Origin of the sequence: Adlercreutzia sp. DFI.6.23, assembly GCF_024462535.1 — a bacterium.
GTDB lineage: Bacteria > Actinomycetota > Coriobacteriia > Coriobacteriales > Eggerthellaceae > Adlercreutzia > Adlercreutzia rubneri.
Genome location: NZ_JANGBP010000684.1, coordinates 1 through 293, shown reverse-complemented (window position 1 = coordinate 293; position 293 = coordinate 1). Strand labels below are relative to the sequence as shown.

Genomic DNA, 293 nt, shown 5'->3' with positions numbered 1-293 from the left:
CGATGGAGAAATCCACATCGCCGGCCGGCAGGCTGCCGAAAGTAGCATAGTATCGGGAGCGCGTGGCGTCGGCCCGATCGATGGCCTCCTGCTCGGCGACGCGTGCGGCCTCCTCGGCGGCTAGGCGCGCGGCCTCTTCTTCGTCGGCGATCTCCTGCACGCCAGCGCTCTCGTCGCGGGATGAGGCGGTCTTCAGCGCTGCCTCCTCGGCGACGTCTTCCACGGCGAGAACGTCCGCATCGGATTTGTCTTGCACGGTGTCGGGGGAAACATCGGAAGCGCTGGGATTCTCT

The 293-nt window shown here is 66.6% G+C and carries 1 pseudogene; it reads right to left on the bottom strand.

From position 1 onward, the window contains the following. Window positions 1-293: pseudogene (locus NE591_RS15055) on the bottom strand (hypothetical protein); the annotation flags it as partial.